The 17,641-nt window shown below is 42.3% G+C and carries 12 protein-coding genes, 14 tRNA genes and 3 rRNA genes; 24 read left to right on the top strand and 5 right to left on the bottom strand.

The window, feature by feature from the left end; all coding sequences use genetic code 11:
* The first annotated feature begins 65 nt into the window (after positions 1–65).
* A complete protein-coding gene (locus B7E05_RS08485) occupies positions 66–1,814 on the top strand; it encodes an ABC transporter ATP-binding protein (protein ID WP_080873801.1) in 1,749 nt (582 codons plus the stop codon).
* A gap of 74 nt (positions 1,815–1,888) precedes the next feature.
* Here the strand turns inward: B7E05_RS08485 and B7E05_RS08490 are convergent, their stop codons facing one another.
* Positions 1,889–3,187, bottom strand: a complete 1,299-nt coding sequence (locus B7E05_RS08490; protein ID WP_080873802.1) for a glutamate-1-semialdehyde 2,1-aminomutase — start codon at positions 3,185–3,187, stop codon at positions 1,889–1,891.
* 399 nt (positions 3,188–3,586) lie between these two features.
* On the opposite strand from B7E05_RS08490, the gene B7E05_RS08495 reads away from it, so the two are divergent.
* The 4 genes from B7E05_RS08495 to perR all read left to right on the top strand — a co-directional run bounded on the left by B7E05_RS08495 (position 3,587) and on the right by perR (position 5,749).
* Positions 3,587–4,021: a potassium channel family protein gene (locus tag B7E05_RS08495; protein ID WP_080873803.1), complete on the top strand. Its 435-nt coding sequence runs from the start codon at positions 3,587–3,589 to the stop codon at positions 4,019–4,021.
* A 62-nt stretch (positions 4,022–4,083) separates the two neighbouring features.
* Positions 4,084–4,557, top strand: a complete 474-nt coding sequence (bcp, locus tag B7E05_RS08500) for a thioredoxin-dependent thiol peroxidase (protein WP_080873804.1) — start codon at positions 4,084–4,086, stop codon at positions 4,555–4,557.
* A 26-nt stretch (positions 4,558–4,583) separates the two neighbouring features.
* Positions 4,584–5,141, top strand: coding sequence for a cob(I)yrinic acid a,c-diamide adenosyltransferase (locus tag B7E05_RS08505; protein ID WP_080873805.1), 558 nt, complete (start codon positions 4,584–4,586; stop codon positions 5,139–5,141).
* Positions 5,142–5,296: 155 nt separating this feature from the next.
* Positions 5,297–5,749 carry a peroxide-responsive transcriptional repressor PerR gene (perR, locus tag B7E05_RS08510; RefSeq protein ID WP_080873806.1) on the top strand — a complete coding sequence of 151 codons (453 nt, stop codon included), beginning with the start codon at positions 5,297–5,299 and terminating at the stop codon, positions 5,747–5,749.
* Positions 5,750–5,840: 91 nt separating this feature from the next.
* Here the strand turns inward: perR and B7E05_RS08515 are convergent, their stop codons facing one another.
* Positions 5,841–6,212 (bottom strand): YgzB family protein, encoded by a 372-nt coding sequence (locus tag B7E05_RS08515; RefSeq protein WP_080873807.1) that lies wholly within the window; start codon positions 6,210–6,212, stop codon positions 5,841–5,843.
* Positions 6,213–6,454: 242 nt separating this feature from the next.
* Between B7E05_RS08515 and B7E05_RS08520 the strand changes: the two genes are divergently transcribed.
* The 18 genes from B7E05_RS08520 to B7E05_RS08605 all read left to right on the top strand — a co-directional run bounded on the left by B7E05_RS08520 (position 6,455) and on the right by B7E05_RS08605 (position 14,630).
* Positions 6,455–7,336 carry a nucleotidyltransferase-like protein gene (locus B7E05_RS08520; RefSeq protein WP_080873808.1) on the top strand — a complete coding sequence of 294 codons (882 nt, stop codon included), beginning with the start codon at positions 6,455–6,457 and terminating at the stop codon, positions 7,334–7,336.
* A gap of 1,027 nt (positions 7,337–8,363) precedes the next feature.
* A 16S ribosomal RNA gene (locus B7E05_RS08525) occupies positions 8,364–9,928 on the top strand.
* A gap of 189 nt (positions 9,929–10,117) precedes the next feature.
* A 23S ribosomal RNA gene (locus B7E05_RS08530) occupies positions 10,118–13,039 on the top strand.
* A 130-nt stretch (positions 13,040–13,169) separates the two neighbouring features.
* Positions 13,170–13,285: ribosomal RNA gene (rrf, locus tag B7E05_RS08535) — 5S ribosomal RNA — on the top strand.
* The 16S, 23S and 5S rRNA genes sit together here with 14 tRNA genes alongside, the layout of an rRNA operon.
* Positions 13,286–13,352: 67 nt before the next feature.
* A tRNA-Asn gene (locus B7E05_RS08540) sits at positions 13,353–13,427 on the top strand.
* A gap of 3 nt (positions 13,428–13,430) precedes the next feature.
* Positions 13,431–13,522, top strand: a tRNA-Ser gene (locus B7E05_RS08545).
* 16 nt (positions 13,523–13,538) lie between these two features.
* Positions 13,539–13,613, top strand: a tRNA-Glu gene (locus B7E05_RS08550).
* 30 nt (positions 13,614–13,643) lie between these two features.
* Positions 13,644–13,719 (top strand) — tRNA-Val (locus B7E05_RS08555).
* 22 nt (positions 13,720–13,741) lie between these two features.
* Positions 13,742–13,818 (top strand) — tRNA-Met (locus B7E05_RS08560).
* Between the two features lie 4 nt (positions 13,819–13,822).
* Positions 13,823–13,899: transfer RNA gene (locus B7E05_RS08565), tRNA-Asp, on the top strand.
* A gap of 22 nt (positions 13,900–13,921) precedes the next feature.
* Positions 13,922–13,997 (top strand) — tRNA-Phe (locus B7E05_RS08570).
* A 15-nt stretch (positions 13,998–14,012) separates the two neighbouring features.
* A tRNA-Tyr gene (locus B7E05_RS08575) sits at positions 14,013–14,098 on the top strand.
* Positions 14,099–14,113: 15 nt separating this feature from the next.
* Positions 14,114–14,187 (top strand) — tRNA-Trp (locus tag B7E05_RS08580).
* 5 nt (positions 14,188–14,192) lie between these two features.
* A tRNA-His gene (locus B7E05_RS08585) sits at positions 14,193–14,265 on the top strand.
* Between the two features lie 40 nt (positions 14,266–14,305).
* Positions 14,306–14,380, top strand: a tRNA-Gln gene (locus B7E05_RS08590).
* Between the two features lie 4 nt (positions 14,381–14,384).
* A tRNA-Gly gene (locus B7E05_RS08595) sits at positions 14,385–14,459 on the top strand.
* Between the two features lie 8 nt (positions 14,460–14,467).
* Positions 14,468–14,541 (top strand) — tRNA-Cys (locus tag B7E05_RS08600).
* A 7-nt stretch (positions 14,542–14,548) separates the two neighbouring features.
* Positions 14,549–14,630 (top strand) — tRNA-Leu (locus B7E05_RS08605).
* Between the two features lie 373 nt (positions 14,631–15,003).
* On the opposite strand, the gene B7E05_RS08610 is transcribed toward B7E05_RS08605, so the two are convergent.
* The 3 genes from B7E05_RS08610 to B7E05_RS22405 form a co-directional block, all read right to left on the bottom strand.
* A complete protein-coding gene (locus B7E05_RS08610; RefSeq protein WP_080873809.1) occupies positions 15,004–15,408 on the bottom strand; it encodes a nuclear transport factor 2-like protein in 405 nt (134 codons plus the stop codon).
* A gap of 163 nt (positions 15,409–15,571) precedes the next feature.
* Positions 15,572–15,739, bottom strand: coding sequence for a helix-turn-helix domain-containing protein (locus B7E05_RS22400; protein ID WP_245833037.1), 168 nt, complete (start codon positions 15,737–15,739; stop codon positions 15,572–15,574).
* Between the two features lie 14 nt (positions 15,740–15,753).
* A complete protein-coding gene (locus B7E05_RS22405) occupies positions 15,754–15,894 on the bottom strand; it encodes a hypothetical protein (RefSeq protein WP_245833039.1) in 141 nt (46 codons plus the stop codon).
* 812 nt (positions 15,895–16,706) lie between these two features.
* Between B7E05_RS22405 and B7E05_RS08620 the strand changes: the two genes are divergently transcribed.
* The gene (locus B7E05_RS08620; RefSeq protein WP_080873810.1) at positions 16,707–17,606 is read left to right on the top strand and encodes a hypothetical protein; all 900 of its coding nucleotides are present in this window, start codon (positions 16,707–16,709) and stop codon (positions 17,604–17,606) included.
* The last annotated feature ends 35 nt before the right edge of the window (positions 17,607–17,641 follow it).

Here is a 17,641-nt window from a genome sequence, read left to right on the forward strand (position 1 = left end):
TTACTGGGTATAGTAATAAGGATACCCCTTTTATATTATTGTATTGAAGTAGAGGAAGTTGATAAATGAGCAGTATCAGACAGTATATGAAATTTGTAAAACCGTACACATGGAAAATCATATGGACATTACTCATCGGTGTTGTTAAATTTGGTATTCCATTGTTAATGCCATTAATTTTAAGATACGTTATCGATAATATTGTTACGGTAGAAGAAATGACCCAATCCGAGAGAATCACACGGTTATTCTGGATAATGGGAATCTCTTTTGTTGTCTTTTTAATTATCCGTCCGCCAGTTGAATATATACGTCAATATTTGGCACAGTGGGTAGGAAATAAAATCCTCTTTGACATTAGAGGAAAGTTATTCGATCATCTGCAAAAATTAAGTTTAAAATTTTATTCACAGACGAAGACAGGAGAAATCATTTCCAGGGTCATCCATGATGTGGAGCAGACGAAAAATTTTGTGATGACTGGGCTGATGAATATTTGGCTGGATGTCACAACCATTTTAATTGCCATTATTATTATGTTTACCATGGATGTGCCGCTCACCTTTGTATCGATTATTTTATTCCCGTTATTCGGGATTTCTGTCAAATACTTTTTCGGCCGTTTGCGCCGTTTGACAAGAGAAAGGTCACAAGCCCTGGCTGAAGTGCAGGGGCATCTGCATGAACGGATTCAAGGTGTTCCGGTAACGAGAAGTTTCGCACTGGAAGATTATGAAGATGAGCAGTTTGATAAGAGAAACAGACATTTTCTGGACCGTGCATTGAAACACACGGATTGGAATGCCAGGACTTTTGCAGTAACAAACACCATTACAGACTTAGCACCGTTGCTAGTTATTGCTTTTGCAGGTTATCAGGTTATTATGGGCAATACAACGCTCGGTACCATGGTGGCTTTTGTCGGATATATGGAACGCGTCTACAGTCCGCTACGCAGATTGATTAATTCATCTACCACTTTGGTACAATCGATTGCTTCGATTGATCGTGTGTTTGAATTAATGAACGAGCCTTATGATATTACGGATAAAAAAGACGCAGTGGATCCGGGAAGGTTGCAAGGAAAAGTTACTTTTAACCATGTTTCCTTTCAATATGACGATGAAGAAGAAACCGTGCTTAAAGATGTGGACCTCCATGTTCAAAAAGGGGAAACCATTGCCTTTGTCGGAATGAGTGGGGGAGGAAAATCAACATTAATCAGTTTGATTCCCCGCTTCTATGATGTTACAGGCGGTTCCATTGAAATTGACGATATGGACTTGCGGGATATGCAAGCCCGTGCGCTGCGGGATAACATCGGCATGGTTCTGCAGGATAATATTCTGTTTTCTGAATCCATTGCGACAAATATTCGTATGGGCGATCCGGATGCAACGGATGAAGAAGTTGTCCGGGCAGCAAAAGCAGCCAACGCCCATGACTTTATCGAAGAAATGCCTGAGGGGTATGAAACCATGGTTGGCGAACGCGGTGTAAAATTATCTGGTGGACAGAAGCAACGGATTGCCATTGCGCGTGTCTTCCTGAAAAATCCGCCGCTCTTGATTTTTGATGAAGCAACGTCTGCATTGGATTTAGAAAGTGAACATCTTATTCAGGAAACACTGGAAAGACTTGCTTCTGACAGAACAACCTTTATTGTAGCGCATCGTTTAGCGACCATTACCCATGCTAGCCGCATCGTAGTAGTAGAAGATGGAGAAATTGTAGAAATCGGATCGCATGAGGAATTAATGCAGCTTCGTGGTCACTACTATGATCTATATCAAATTCAAAATTTAGATGAATAAAGCAGCACAAAAAAAGGCTTTTTCCGGTGATAAATCATCGCCGGGAAAAGCCTTTTTTATATTAGGAAGTGATATTATTGATTTTCCGCCATTTTTTCAAATACACGGCCAATCGCATCAATCGTATGCTCGATATCAGACTCGGTGTGTTCTGTTGTTAAGAACCAAGCTTCATATTTAGAAGGAGCTAAGTTAATACCTTCTCTCAGCATGAGCTGGAAGAACGTTGCAAAAGCTTCTCCGTCCGAAGCATCTGCTTCGCTGTAGTTTGTTACTTTATCCACGCCGAAATAGACAGTTAGAGCTCCGCGGAGACGGTTGACGGTAATCCGGATATTATTTTCGTTTGCTTTTTCCAAAATACCTTCTTCCAGACGCTGTCCAAGACGTTCTAATTCTTCATAAACCCCGTCTTCTTTTAATACTTCCAAGCAAGCAATTCCTGCTGCCATCGAAGCGGGATTTCCGGACATGGTACCAGCCTGATATGCCGGTCCAAGCGGTGCAACCTGTTCCATAATGTCTTTGCGTCCGCCATAAGCGCCGATTGGGAGACCGCCGCCAATAATTTTTCCCATAGCTGTTAAGTCAGGCTCGATGTTATAGAGCTGCTGTACACTTCCATAGGTAAAGCGGAAGGCAGTGATCACCTCATCGTAAATGACAAGTGCACCGGCACGGTGAGTCAGCTCATTCACTTCCTGTAAAAACCCTTCGAACGGTTCTACAATTCCAAAGTTTCCTACAACCGGTTCGACAAGTACCGCTGCAATTTCGCCTTCCCAGCGCTCTAATGCTTCTTTAAAAGCGTCTAAATCATTAAATGGCACGGTAATGACCTCTGCAGCACTGGAAGCAGGAACCCCGGCGGAGTCAGGTGTACCAAGTGTAGAAGGGCCGGATCCAGCTTCGACCAGCACAGCATCGAAGTGCCCATGATAGCAACCGGCAAACTTGATAACTTTTGTACGATTAGTATAGGCGCGTGCAACACGTACCGTTGTCATGACAGCTTCTGTACCGGAATTATTAAAACGGACTTTTTCCAACGAAGGCATCGCTTCTTTTAACATTTTCGCAAAGATATTTTCCAATTCTGTCGGTGTTCCGTACAGAACGCCGGTAGTTGCTGCTTCTGCAATTGCTTTAGCAATATGCGGATGCGCATGTCCGGTTATGATGGGGCCATATGCACCTAAATAATCAATATATTTATTATCATCCACATCCCAAAAATAGGCTCCTTGACCTCTTTTCATATAGACTGGCGTTCCTCCGCCAACCGCTTTATAAGAGCGGGAAGGAGAATTCACCCCGCCGACAATATCTTGTAAAGCTTCCTGATACAGCTTTTCTGAATTTGTAAACTTCATTATTTTGTTTCCTCCTCATTCTTCCCAACCTGCAAAAAATGTTGGCACACATTTACAGGTTCCATTCAACGTGAGAATTCCAAACATAACCAAAAATGTTCCGGACTTTGATTCGGGATTGGGACTGCGCAAACTTGCCCCACTGAAAAGCTTTTGCGACTACTGGCCTTTTCCAAAACACTGGTATCTTTGGTATATTCTCCAAAAGGTAAAATCTACATTTATTCTCGCTGTCTAATTTTACCCAGTTACTAATATAACAAAAAATTGCAAGGAAAACTTGTACAAACTGTTATGATTTCTGCATATAGATAAGAAGAGTACAAAATATGTGTGTTTCAAAGAAGGTTTTTCCAGAAGTGCTTCAGAAAGAAGGCAATGGGGAGAGGGGCAGAAAGAATGGGTATCCCTTGGATATTTTTTATCCTGATTATTATTTTAATCGGAAGAAGTTTCTATGACTTTATACAATATAAATCAACTCATTCCCGTTTTCAGATGAGGGAGGGTCATTTTTCTCTGGAAATCTTTATTGCTATGCTGATTGTGTATTTTATAATCATGATTGGTTATGGATTGATTTATTTTATTCTATCCTTTCAAGGGATTGTTATTGTAGAGCATGGGGAACTTAGAGAAGTGTCCATATGGGGGTCCATCGTCCATTCCATTTATTTTAGCGGTGTTACTTTACTGACCCTTGGCTATGGAGATTTATCACCAGTCGGCATTGGACGTATTATTGCACTTTCAGAGGCATTGATTGGGTACATACTGCCTGCTGCCTTTGTGCTAAGGGTAGTACAAATCAACAGTAGAGACAACGATAAATGAATCTCATTCTGTAATATGCTATATTTAACGTAGAGAATAGATGAATTATATGGAGGGATTCGATGCAGGTGGAATTAGGAACAAAGGTAAATGATTTTACGTTACCGAACCAAGACGGAGAACAAGTCAGTCTATCTGATTTTCAAGGAAAGTATGTTGTTTTATATTTTTATCCGAAAGATATGACACCTGGGTGCACAACAGAGGCATGTGATTTCAGGGATCACCATGAAAGTTTCGGGGATCTGGATGCAGTTATTGTCGGTATCAGCCCTGACCCAGTTGCCCGTCATCAAAAATTTATTGATAAGCATGAATTGCCTTTTACATTACTTTCGGATGAAGACCATCAAGTAGCCGAACAATTTGGTGTATGGAAGCTGAAGAAGAATTTTGGTAATGAATATTATGGTATTGAGCGTTCCACTTTTATTTTAGATAAAGAAGGAAAGCTGATAAAAGAATATCGAAAAGTTCGGGTGAAAGACCATGTTACGGATGCTTTGAATTATTTAAAAGAAAATAAAGACGACTGAGATTAGAAAGAGTGGAGGGCGGTAAAGTGCGAATTTACACTAGATCTGGAGATAAAGGACAAACATCACTGGTCTACGGACAGCGTGTACCTAAAAACCATCTACGGGTGGAAGCGTATGGAACATGTGATGAAGTAAATGCGAGTATCGGTTTAGCTGCAAGTTATATTGAAGAAACGGATTGGGAAGGAAAACCTGCCTTTCTCGATCAGCTGCATCAGGTACAAACAATTCTTTTCCATGTCGGAGCAGAATTATCCACGCCAAAAGATAAGGAAGTTTATTGGAAACTGAAACAAAATCATATTGATGCGATGGAAGCGCAAATTGATGAATGGGATAAGTCACTTGAACCATTAAAGAATTTTATTCTGCCCTCCGGACACAAAGCAGCAAGTGCATTGCACCAGGCTCGTACCATAGCAAGACGGGCAGAACGATTAACGGTTGGGTTGGAAGATGAAGTAGAAAATAAACTTGTATTCAGTTATCTGAACCGGTTATCCGATTATTTATTTGTTGCAGCCAGATATGTAAACAAGCAGCTGGGTGGAGAAGAGAAACCTCTTCATATTCATGTGTAGTTCAAAAAGCCGAACAAAAAGAATGTAGCAAATAGGACCTCTTTTTAACGACAGATACTTTGTTTGAATTGATTGACATAATGCACACAGGGCGATAAACTAATTATAAGAATTATAATCTAATAATTTTATTAATTGGAAGAGAGGTGTTTAGGGTGTCTGAGACTGAAGATAAATTACGGCAAGCGATTGATACATTGAAAAAGTCAGGCGTCCGGATTACACCACAACGACACGCCGTACTGGAGTATTTGCTTAATTCAATGATTCACCCGACTGCGGATGATATATATAAAGCACTTGAAGGGAAATTTCCAAATATGAGTGTTGCGACGGTTTATAATAATTTACGTGTATTAAAAGATATTGGACTGGTAAGAGAACTAACTTATGGAGATTCTTCGAGCAGATTTGACTGCAATACATCAGATCATTATCATATCATCTGTAATCAGTGTGGAAAGATTGTTGATTTTCACTATCCATCGTTAGAAGAAGTAGAATCGCTGGCGGAACAGGTGACGGGTTTTGACGTTAGTCATCATCGCCTGGAAGTTTACGGTACTTGTAATGCCTGCAAAGAGCAAATGGCAGCAAAGGAACAGTAAAGTATAGCTAGTGAGCAGGTTTGATTTTTATGTTATCAAAAAAGCACAATGCTTGGGTTATTATCGACTCATCCAAGCATTGTGCTTTTTTCTATTTATTTTCTTCACGGAATTTACGCTGATTATACCGTTCATCAAAGTCTTTACCTTCTAAGTTCTTATCCAATGTCAGCGGTTCCTTGCAGTGCATACAGGCATCTACACGTCCCAGCATTTTTGTAGGCTTTTCACAATTCGGACATATGACAGGGACCGCCCGTAATGATAAAGTACCAATCCATATGTATACAGCACAACTGAGTATAATCATCAATATGCCTAACATAAACAGAATAAGCATTAACCAACTAATATTGCGGACCATCAAACCGACATACATGATTAAAATACCGGCAAAAACAAGGATTAAGGCAAAGGTTCGTATTTTATTTATTTTACTGGAATAAGTGATTTGTTTCGCCATTAAAAATCCTCCCTTAAATGATAAAGTCAGTATATCATAGAATATAAGAAGAATGAATCATAAAGAAATCCTATTCGTCTTGAAAGATGCAAGAATAACGCGATGCATTTATAATATAATTTTAATTATGCCTAAAGAGCTTATTTTCTAAAATTGTATATTTTTTTAGAGTGAAAAAAGGGTTTTTAAAGTATATATCGAATCATGTGTATTGAGAGAGAAAACAGGGAGGCAACTGCTAAATGGAGAATTTTCAAAGAATGATTTACCAGGAGCACGCAGGTAATCCAAATACGTTAGGAATACTTGTTGTGGAGAGGTCGCAATTTGATCATCCAATTACTGATGAATTCGATAGTATTTTATTGATTATTGTCGAAAATCAGGAAGAAGACTGGTACGTAAAACATTATGAAGTAAACGGCCAGACTGTAGCGATGCATATGGTTACGAAATCGCTTTTGATGGATTGGATTGATACAAGCGGTTATCGGCGTGCAGCAGAATGGGTTATTTATGGAAAGAAAGTATATGACCGGAATGAATTTGTAAAAGAATTAAAAAATGAACTTCAATCTTTTCCAGAGGATAAACGTACACTTAGAAAGATGATTGACTTCGGAAAATTGCTGAAAAACTTTAGTGAAGGAAAAGCATTATATGAATCTAAAGAGATAATGGATTCATACAGCAAGATTTTAAATTCACTCCATTACTTAGCGAGATTATCAGTCATTGACCAAGGGTATTATCCGGAAGTAACGGTCTGGAACCAGGTGAAGAATATTGACTTGGAAGTCTACAAATTATATGAAAAATTTATGGACAGCACTGAGAATTTAGAAAAAAGAATTGAATTAATGCTGATTGCAATGGACTTTGTCATGTTAAATAAAGCTGAATCTGCTTCCGCACATCTCTTAAATGTATTGAGCAAACAAGATGATTATTGGTCATATGCATCTATAAAAGCTCTACCGGAAATTGAACACTACACGTTGGATTTAAATGCAATAATATCTTATTTAGAGGAAAAAGATATTATTGATATGAAGCTCGTCGCTACTAAAAACCCGGCTGTGTTTCAACGAATGTATAAGGTGAAGGAAATAGAGGAGATATAAGACAGCGTCCTTAACTGAGTGAGGATGAGGTAAGTTATTTCAGGTTTGCGTTTTATGGGTTATCGTACCAGCTGCGGATTTTTCGTTTAACTGTAATAGGGTTATTTTAGAACGGTGAGGGGATATGAAAGTGGTAAATAAAAGAGGATGATTAAAAGTTACAAGATCTTTTTGAAGGGATAATGAATAATGACAGTCTTTATAACCACCCCGGTGAAGAGACCTTGATAGAAAAACGAATTTCTTTTGCTGCAGGTTTCCGTGCGTCATTGTCGAGGTTAACGTCTGTTGATAGGTCCTCTTTGTTGAGGTGACTGGACATAGCAATTGTAGGAAGTGAAGCGTTTTTCAGGAGACTTTACTATTACCTCCTTCCCGCCATGCCCTGTTATGGCGGTTATATAACACCATTCAGTATCTTATTGTTCATTTATATATTATTGAGAAGCCATCTAAAAGAAACGAAGTATTTAACGATGATGTTGCTGAAGCTGCACAGAATAATAGATGAAATGTATAAGTTGCTCCAAATCAGGACAGGGGTTTAAGTGTAAACAAATAGGGTGATTAAATAGGCGGGCAGTACGCGAAGATAAAAACAGTAACTTTTAACAACCACTTCTTTCTGTTGAAATATATGATGTGAAAGTATAACTATTATTGATATGACAAGGTTTTCGCTATTTATAAGCAGTTTAGTTAGCTTGCTGTTTTAGCGCAGAGTGTCATTATTTGTAAATTCGTTTGGGATAAATTTTAAAATAACCGTTGACTTTCTATTTTCAGGATGGTAAAGTTAGTTTCGTTGCTGATTTGAGCAACCGCTCAGCTAACATAAAATAAAAAAAGTTATTGACAACAAACTTGCTTTTATGTTACATTAATAAAGTCGCTGATTAAGGCGAAGACATACAAATTGCTCTTTGAAAACTGAACAAAACAACCAGTACGAAAGAAGAAAGACAACCTCGTTTTTCTTAAAAAATAAGTCAGAAGTTGACTTCTGAAAGCTAACGTTTCAAACACTTTTATGGAGAGTTTGATCTTGGCTCAGGACGAACGCTGGCGGCGTGCCTAATACATGCAAGTCGAGCGCGGGAAGCGAACGGAACTCTTCGGAGGGAAGTTCGTGGAACGAGCGGCGGACGGGTGAGTAACACGTAGGCAACCTGCCTGTAAGACTGGGATAACTCGCGGAAACGCGAGCTAATACCGGATAACACTTCCCATCACCTGATGAGGAGTTAAAAGACGGCTTTTGCTGTCACTTACAGATGGGCCTGCGGCGCATTAGCTAGTTGGTAAGGTAATGGCTTACCAAGGCGACGATGCGTAGCCGACCTGAGAGGGTGATCGGCCACACTGGGACTGAGACACGGCCCAGACTCCTACGGGAGGCAGCAGTAGGGAATCTTCCGCAATGGACGAAAGTCTGACGGAGCAACGCCGCGTGAGTGATGAAGGTTTTCGGATCGTAAAACTCTGTTGTCGGGGAAGAACAAGTACGATAGTAACTGATCGTACCTTGACGGTACCCGACCAGAAAGCCACGGCTAACTACGTGCCAGCAGCCGCGGTAATACGTAGGTGGCAAGCGTTGTCCGGAATTATTGGGCGTAAAGCGCTCGCAGGCGGTTTTTTAAGTCTGATGTGAAATCTTGCAGCTCAACTGCAAACGTGCATTGGAAACTGGAGGACTTGAGTGCAGAAGAGGAGAGTGGAATTCCACGTGTAGCGGTGAAATGCGTAGAGATGTGGAGGAACACCAGTGGCGAAGGCGACTCTCTGGTCTGTAACTGACGCTGAGGAGCGAAAGCGTGGGGAGCGAACAGGATTAGATACCCTGGTAGTCCACGCCGTAAACGATGAGTGCTAGGTGTTAGGGGGTTTCCGCCCCTTAGTGCTGAAGTTAACGCATTAAGCACTCCGCCTGGGGAGTACGGCCGCAAGGCTGAAACTCAAAAGAATTGACGGGGACCCGCACAAGCGGTGGAGCATGTGGTTTAATTCGAAGCAACGCGAAGAACCTTACCAGGTCTTGACATCCTTTGACCGCTCTAGAGATAGAGTTTTCCCTTCGGGGACAAAGTGACAGGTGGTGCATGGTTGTCGTCAGCTCGTGTCGTGAGATGTTGGGTTAAGTCCCGCAACGAGCGCAACCCTTAATCTTAGTTGCCAGCATTTAGTTGGGCACTCTAAGGTGACTGCCGGTGACAAACCGGAGGAAGGTGGGGATGACGTCAAATCATCATGCCCCTTATGACCTGGGCTACACACGTGCTACAATGGACGGAACAAAGGGAAGCGAAGCGGTGACGTTTTAGCAAATCCCAGAAAACCGTTCTCAGTTCGGATTGCAGGCTGCAACTCGCCTGCATGAAGCCGGAATCGCTAGTAATCGCGGATCAGCATGCCGCGGTGAATACGTTCCCGGGTCTTGTACACACCGCCCGTCACACCACGAGAGTTCGTAACACCCGAAGTCGGTGGGGTAACCTTTTTAGGAGCCAGCCGCCGAAGGTGGGACGAATGATTGGGGTGAAGTCGTAACAAGGTAGCCGTATCGGAAGGTGCGGCTGGATCACCTCCTTTCTAAGGATATATTACGGAATTCGTACTTGGTTGTTTGGTTCAGTTTTGAGAGAGCAATTCTCTCGTTTGTACCTTGAAAACTAAATAAGAGTAACAACGACATCAAACTTTAGAAATAAGGCAAAAAGCTATGGATATAGCAACACAAATGATTACTTTCCGTAATCAGCCATCTTATTCAAAAACTTTAGTTAAGTGAATAAGGGCGCACGGTGGATGCCTTGGCACTAGGAGCCGATGAAGGACGGGACTAACACCGATATGCCTCGGGGAGTTGTAAGTAAATGTTATTATCCGAGGATTTCCGAATGGGGGAACCCACTGTTCGTAATGGAACAGGACATCTATCTGAATACATAGGGTAGGTGAGGCATACCCGGGGAACTGAAACATCTCAGTACCTGGAGGAATAGAAAGAAACATCGATTTCCTGAGTAGCGGCGAGCGAAACGGAAAGAGCCCAAACCAAGGAGCTTGCTTCTTGGGGTTGTAGGACATTCCATTGGAGTTACAAAGAAATGCTTTAGATGAATCGACCTGGAAAGGTCAGCCAAAGAAGGTAACAGCCCTGTAATCGAAAAAGCGTTTCCTCCGGAGTGTATCCTGAGTACGGCGGAACACGTGGAATTCCGTCGGAATCCGGGAGGACCATCTCCCAAGGCTAAATACTCCCTAGTGACCGATAGTGAACCAGTACCGTGAGGGAAAGGTGAAAAGCACCCCGGGAGGGGAGTGAAATAGAACCTGAAACCGTGTGCCTACAAGTAGTCGAAGCCCGTTTATGGGTGACGGCGTACCTTTTGTAGAATGGACCGGCGAGTTACGATCGTATGCAAGGTTAAGTGGAAGACACGGAGCCGCAGCGAAAGCGAGTCTGAATAGGGCGAGTGAGTATACGGTCGTAGACCCGAAACTGTGTGATCTACCCATGTCCAGGGTGAAGGTCAGGTAACACTGACTGGAGGCCCGAACCCACGTATGTTGAAAAATGCGGGGATGAGGTGTGGGTAGCGGTGAAATTCCAATCGAACACAGAGATAGCTGGTTCTCTCCGAAATAGCTTTAGGGCTAGCCTCAAGCAATAGAGTACTGGAGGTAGAGCACTGATTGGACTAGGGGCCCCTACCGGGTTACCGAATTCAGTCAAACTCCGAATGCCAGTTACTTCCGCTTGGGAGTCAGACTATGGGTGATAAGGTTCATAGTCGAAAGGGAAACAGCCCAGACCGCCAGCTAAGGTCCCTAAGTATACGTTAAGTGGAAAAGGATGTGGCGTTGCACAGACAACCAGGATGTTGGCTTAGAAGCAGCCATCATTGAAAGAGTGCGTAATAGCTCACTGGTCGAGTGACGCTGCGCCGAAAATGTACCGGGGCTAAACGTATCACCGAAGCTGCGGATTGTTCTTACGAACAATGGTAGGAGAGCGTTCAAAGGGCAGAGAAGTCAGACCGTGAGGACTGGTGGAGCGCTTTGAAGTGAGAATGCCGGTATGAGTAGCGAAAAAAGAGTGAGAATCTCTTTCACCGAAAGCCTAAGGTTTCCTGAGGAAGGCTCGTCCTCTCAGGGTTAGTCGGGACCTAAGCCGAGGCCGACAGGCGTAGGCGATGGATAACAGGTTGATATTCCTGTACCACCTCATGATTGTTCGAGCAATGGGGGGACGCAGGAGGATAAGGAGTGCGCACCGATGGATGTGCGTCCAAGCATGCGAGGAAGTCAGATAGGCAAATCCGTCTGACATATTTCTGAGCTGTGACGGGGAGGGAAATGAAGTACCGAAGTTCCGGATTTCACACTGCCAAGAAAAGCCTCTAGTTAGATCATAGGTGCCCGTACCGCAAACCGACACAGGTAGGCGAGGAGAGAATCCTAAGGTGAGCGGGAGAACTCTCGTTAAGGAACTCGGCAAAATGACCCCGTAACTTCGGGAGAAGGGGTGCTCAGGCTGAGTCTGAGCCGCAGTGAATAGGCCCAAGCGACTGTTTAGCAAAAACACAGGTCTCTGCGAAGCCGAAAGGCGAAGTATAGGGGCTGACACCTGCCCGGTGCTGGAAGGTTAAGAGGAAGAGTTAGCTTTCGGGCGAAGCTCTGAATCGAAGCCCCAGTAAACGGCGGCCGTAACTATAACGGTCCTAAGGTAGCGAAATTCCTTGTCGGGTAAGTTCCGACCCGCACGAAAGGTGCAACGACTTGGGCACTGTCTCAACGAGAGACCCGGTGAAATTATACTATGCGTGAAGATGCGCATTACCCGCGACAGGACGGAAAGACCCCGTGGAGCTTTACTGTAGCCTGATATGGAATGTTTGTGCAGTTTGTACAGGATAGGTGGGAGCCTTTGAAACGTGAGCGCTAGCTTACGTGGAGGCATCCGTGGGATACCACCCTAACTGTATGACCATTCTAACCCAGGACCGTGATCCGGTTCGGAGACAGTGTCAGGCGGGCAGTTTGACTGGGGCGGTCGCCTCCTAAAAGGTAACGGAGGCGCCCAAAGGTTCCCTCAGAATGGTTGGAAATCATTCGAAGAGTGTAAAGGCAGAAGGGAGCTTGACTGCGAGACCTACAAGTCGAGCAGGGACGAAAGTCGGGCTTAGTGATCCGGTGGTTCCGCATGGAAGGGCCATCGCTCAACGGATAAAAGCTACCCCGGGGATAACAGGCTTATCTCCCCCAAGAGTTCACATCGACGGGGAGGTTTGGCACCTCGATGTCGGCTCATCGCATCCTGGGGCTGTAGTCGGTCCCAAGGGTTGGGCTGTTCGCCCATTAAAGCGGTACGCGAGCTGGGTTCAGAACGTCGTGAGACAGTTCGGTCCCTATCCGTCGTGGGCGTCGGAAGTTTGAGAGGAGCTGTCCTTAGTACGAGAGGACCGGGATGGACACACCGCTGGTGTACCAGTTGTTCCGCCAGGAGCATAGCTGGGTAGCTACGTGTGGTAAGGATAAGTGCTGAAAGCATCTAAGCATGAAGCCCCCCTCAAGATGAAACTTCCCATCACTTCAAGTGAGTAAAATCCCTCAAAGACGATGAGGTTGATAGGTCCGAGGTGGAAGCGTGGCGACACGTGCAGCTGACGGATACTAATCGATTGAGGACTTATCTAAGTTTTTGTTTGTCACGTTACTCTTATTTAGTTTTTGAGGTATAAAATCATACATATTTTTTAAAATTAGTACTTGATTTTTTCTCAAAAACGATTATAATATTGATTGTTGCTGATTTTTTAAATCCTTGTCTGGCGGCGATAGCGAAGAGGTCACACCTGTTCTCATGCCGAACACAGAAGTTAAGTTCTTCAGCGCCGATGGTAGTTGGGGGCTTCCCCCTGCGAGAGTAGGACGTTGCCAGGCTAGAGTATTCTCTGACTAAGTCCTTAAGGACAAGCGAAATACTTCTTTCTTTATTGTTATGGATTATTCCACAGTAGCTCAGTGGTAGAGCTATCGGCTGTTAACCGATCGGTCGTAGGTTCGAATCCTACCTGTGGAGCCATTTGGAGAGCTGTCCGAGAGGCCGAAGGAGCACGATTGGAAATCGTGTAAGCCGCTATCGCGGCTTCGAGGGTTCGAATCCCTCGCTCTCCGCCATTAAAACCTTTTTAATGGCCCGTTGGTCAAGTGGTTAAGACACCGCCCTTTCACGGCGGTAACACGGGTTCGAATCCCGTACGGGTCACCAATTTTATTTTTATTGACGCATTTGTACTTCGGAGGATTAGCTCAGCTGGGAGAGCACCTGCCTTACAAGCAGGGGGTCGCAGGTTCGAGCCCTGCATCCTCCACCATGTAAGATTTATACATTTATATCGCGGGGTGGAGCAGTCTGGCAGCTCGTTGGGCTCATAACCCAGAGGTCGCAGGTTCAAATCCTGCCCCCGCAACCAAAATGGTCCGGTAGTTCAGCTGGTTAGAATGCCTGCCTGTCACGCAGGAGGTCGCGGGTTCGAGTCCCGTCCGGACCGCCATTAAAGGTTTAAAACAGCTTATGGCTTGGTAGCTCAGTCGGTAGAGCAGAGGACTGAAAATCCTTGTGTCGGCGGTTCGATTCCGTCCCGAGCCACCATCTTTTCAAAAAAGTGGAGGGATAGCGAAGTTGGCCAAACGCGGCGGACTGTAAATCCGCTCCCATCGGGTTCGTAGGTTCGAGTCCTACTCCCTCCACCATTTATTAAATTTCATAGGGGTATAGTTTAATGGTAAAACGAAGGTCTCCAAAACCTTTGATGTGGGTTCGATTCCTACTACCCCTGCCAATATGGCGGTCGTGGCGAAGTGGTTAACGCACCGGATTGTGGCTCCGGCACTCGTGGGTTCGATCCCCACCGGTCGCCCCTTTTTTATTTTAATACATAAGTTATATAAATTAATCATTGGGCCATAGCCAAGCGGTAAGGCATCGGGTTTTGATCCCGTGTACCCCAGGTTCGAATCCTGGTGGCCCAGCCATTCTGCGGAAGTAGTTCAGTGGTAGAACACCACCTTGCCAAGGTGGGGGTCGCGGGTTCGAATCCCGTCTTCCGCTCCAAAAGAAATGGCGGTATAGCCAAGTGGTAAGGCAGAGGTCTGCAAAACCTTTATCACCGGTTCAAATCCGGTTACCGCCTCCAAGAACATGCCGGTGTGGCGGAATTGGCAGACGCGCACGACTCAAAATCGTGTTCCGCAAGGAGTGTCGGTTCGAACCCGACCACCGGTATCAGAAAAACCTCGTTAAAAGCTGTTATGACACAGCTTTAGCGGGGTTTTTTTCGTACAGATACGTTTACCATGCGCACTATTTTGGCCACGGTTCGCACGACTAAACTAAAACGCAAAGCGGATTTTAGGCGATGGGTAAAAGGCGAACATTTATCGCAGATAGTCCGGAATTATTATCGGAATAGTTTGGGAGCAGTACGTAACGGCTTATTAGAGCAAGAGTATGTAACGAAGCTTAGGCATATTACTGCCGATATTTTCACCGATTGGGTAATAAAAAGCCAATCCGTTAAGATTAGCGTTATAATTACTTTTTATATAAATTTAAACACCCAATGTTGTTTTTACATCATTGGGTATTTAAATGAAAGTTAGTAGTTGACACTTGCTAAGTCTTTAAATTCCTCTTTTTGATTTAATGGGCAAGATTGCTCGTTGCAACGGACAATTTTATCATCGTCTAATTCAAATATTGCTACTACTTCTATTTCGCCAGTTTCGCCACTCTTTTTATTTGCAGTAACAGTATATCTTAGGGTTGCCGTTTGTTTATCATCATCAAAGAGAACATCATAAAAGGGGGATAAAGATATGGACTTTACAATCCCTTTTAATGCTTGGACATGACTTGTAAATTCAGATATATTTGTGCTAACTCCATCAGTTGTTTGAACGTATTGTTTACTAAAGTAATTAGGAATTTTTTCTATTTTCATATCAACGATGATTTCTTGATACATCTTACTTAAAAATTCAATGGCTTGTTCTTTATTCATAATAATTGCTCCTCTTTTTATAATTGATTTGACCAGGCTTCTAAAAATTTAATAATCAGCTCTAATTCATTATCAGAGAACTGATCCAACAATTGGCTATAACGATTTTTAGCAATTTGATGCATTCGATCATGAATCGCTGCAAGTTGCTGTCCTGAATTTGTTAAAGTATAATAAATAGCCTTTTGATCATTCTCCTTTTTTTAGCCAGGACCATTCCTTCTTCAATTAAGGAATTAATAGCTTTAGTAATTGCAGGTTTTGAAATACTTAGCTCCTTAGAAAGTAATGTGTTATTGGATGCATTTGGGTATTCGTTTATCAGAGCCATAATATGCAACTGCGTTAAAGGTCATTTATTTTGGTATAACCATGATCAACTAATAAATCCTTGGTTAGATTATCCCTTTTTGCCATCTTCTTTTCGCGATACAAAATAAAATGTTCAATGGCTTTCAGGGCTTTTTCTTTTGAGGAATTTTCCACAAACCTTCCCCCCCTTTGTTTATCTGATTTTTTGTTAACTGGTTAACAATTATAGATTACCAGTTAACATTATTGATGTCAACTAGTGAGTTTAGCAATAGGAATGGGAGCATAATAGAATAACATGGTATTGATACCTTTTTATTGAGGAATTTAATTTACAGGGGGCTCTTTTTTATATTCCCTCAAAAAGTGGCAATATAATTTTAGGTGACAAGTAAAAATATCCCTGTCATATCAGTGTTTGTCGGTTTTACTTGAATCCGACAAACAGTACTATTCGTACATTTTAAGATGATTTGTGTTTTTCAGGTATATTATAGAAAAACATAGGTTTATATAAAGCACAACACAAATGCAACACATACACTCTAATACATATAACCTCATACTTAACTAACTCGTGTATACTCGATAAACTAAACAGAGCGGCTTCGTATGTGAAAAACTAGAACTATTCATATTTCTGTTTACTGTGTTAGAATAATATTGGTTTGTAACGCCATTATCATTCTAGTATAGGAAGCTTTTTATATATCCGGTACAATCTTTACTGCTCATTCAACTTTTCCCTAGGGTGGGCAAGAGATTATGTTTTCATTTAGCTAATAAAAGAATTTAACCATTAGGAATAAAAATTGCAAAGAACGAGTGTTAGTAATTGCTATTATAAGTTAACATAACCTTTAATAATTAAGCTTGTAATGTAGATGAACTTGAAAATGCCAAATTTTCAGGACACTTTTTCGATTTCCTCTTTTTCAGGTTTATTCAGTGTATTTAATTCAACTGTTTTACTGGAGGTATAATAAATGTTTTTTAAAAGAAAACCGAAAATAAGTGAGCAAACAATTAAAGAGATAGTGCAGAAATTGGAAACAACGTATACGGACAAGAATATTGAACGAATGACAGAAATGTTTCATCCGAACCATCGGGATATCTCCTTTTTAAATCACTTTTCTCTTTCGATGAATTTTCAAATTTACAATATTACATCGGAGGTTCTCAACCTTGAGATATTAGATATGAGTGAAGAGGGAGCAACTTTTACATATACACGGAAGCATATGTATACATGTGTGAATGAAGAGGATGACAATGGGACAAACCCGAACAATATATCAAGCTACTATGTAGAGCTTAAGGTGGAAGGTAAAACGATTTGGATGATGAGATATGCAAGATATAGTGAGCTTTTTTTAGATACTGAAGGAAGAATATTGCCAGATGAAAAGGCGGTTGTGCCTTCAGGTGCTAAATATTTTGAGAATATGAAGCGGTTTATAGATGTTATTCAACTTGAGCATTTTAAGCCAGCCACTTATCTTACATACAGTGATAGTGAGTTTATCGGATACTATCTCGAAACAGAACGTTATCAATATCGTACAACGGAAAAGCTTACCTTCGATTACTTTGAAGAGATGGCTGCTGAATCGATTGCAGAGCATACAAAAGACTTCATTGAAGGAAACCCTCTAGAATATAGTGAGATTCTGGCACAGGAGAAATACTACTCTATCATTGAAATAAAAATGCAAGATCATACTGGATTAAAACATGAATTAATTTTGAGCATAGATGCATCGGATGGGTTTTTTATGATTCGTTATCTAAAAAGCTGCAATGCTTCCATTGAGGAGAAATTACGCCAGCGACTGATAGAGCAGATGAAGATTGCTGCAACTAAAATTGATGTTTCCGTTTAACATGCTGTAAGAGTCAAATAAATCTACCATATTTC

Origin of the sequence: Oceanobacillus timonensis (assembly GCF_900166635.1) — a bacterium.
In the GTDB taxonomy this organism is placed as follows: Bacteria; Bacillota; Bacilli; order Bacillales; family Amphibacillaceae; genus Oceanobacillus; species Oceanobacillus timonensis.

Excerpts from the sequence above, each read along its gene's own strand:
- B7E05_RS08485 (WP_080873801.1), top strand. The coding sequence starts at position 66 with ATGAGCAGTATCAGACAGTATATGAAATTTGTAAAACCGTACACATGG.
- B7E05_RS08490 (WP_080873802.1), bottom strand. The coding sequence starts at position 3,187 with ATGAAGTTTACAAATTCAGAAAAGCTGTATCAGGAAGCTTTACAAGAT.
- B7E05_RS08495 (WP_080873803.1), top strand. The coding sequence starts at position 3,587 with ATGGGTATCCCTTGGATATTTTTTATCCTGATTATTATTTTAATCGGA.
- bcp (WP_080873804.1), top strand. The coding sequence starts at position 4,084 with ATGCAGGTGGAATTAGGAACAAAGGTAAATGATTTTACGTTACCGAAC.
- B7E05_RS08515 (WP_080873807.1), bottom strand. The coding sequence starts at position 6,212 with ATGGCGAAACAAATCACTTATTCCAGTAAAATAAATAAAATACGAACC.
- B7E05_RS08520 (WP_080873808.1), top strand. The coding sequence starts at position 6,455 with ATGGAGAATTTTCAAAGAATGATTTACCAGGAGCACGCAGGTAATCCA.
- B7E05_RS08610 (WP_080873809.1), bottom strand. The coding sequence starts at position 15,408 with ATGAATAAAGAACAAGCCATTGAATTTTTAAGTAAGATGTATCAAGAA.
- B7E05_RS22400 (WP_245833037.1), bottom strand. The coding sequence starts at position 15,739 with ATGGCTCTGATAAACGAATACCCAAATGCATCCAATAACACATTACTT.
- B7E05_RS08620 (WP_080873810.1), top strand. The coding sequence starts at position 16,707 with ATGTTTTTTAAAAGAAAACCGAAAATAAGTGAGCAAACAATTAAAGAG.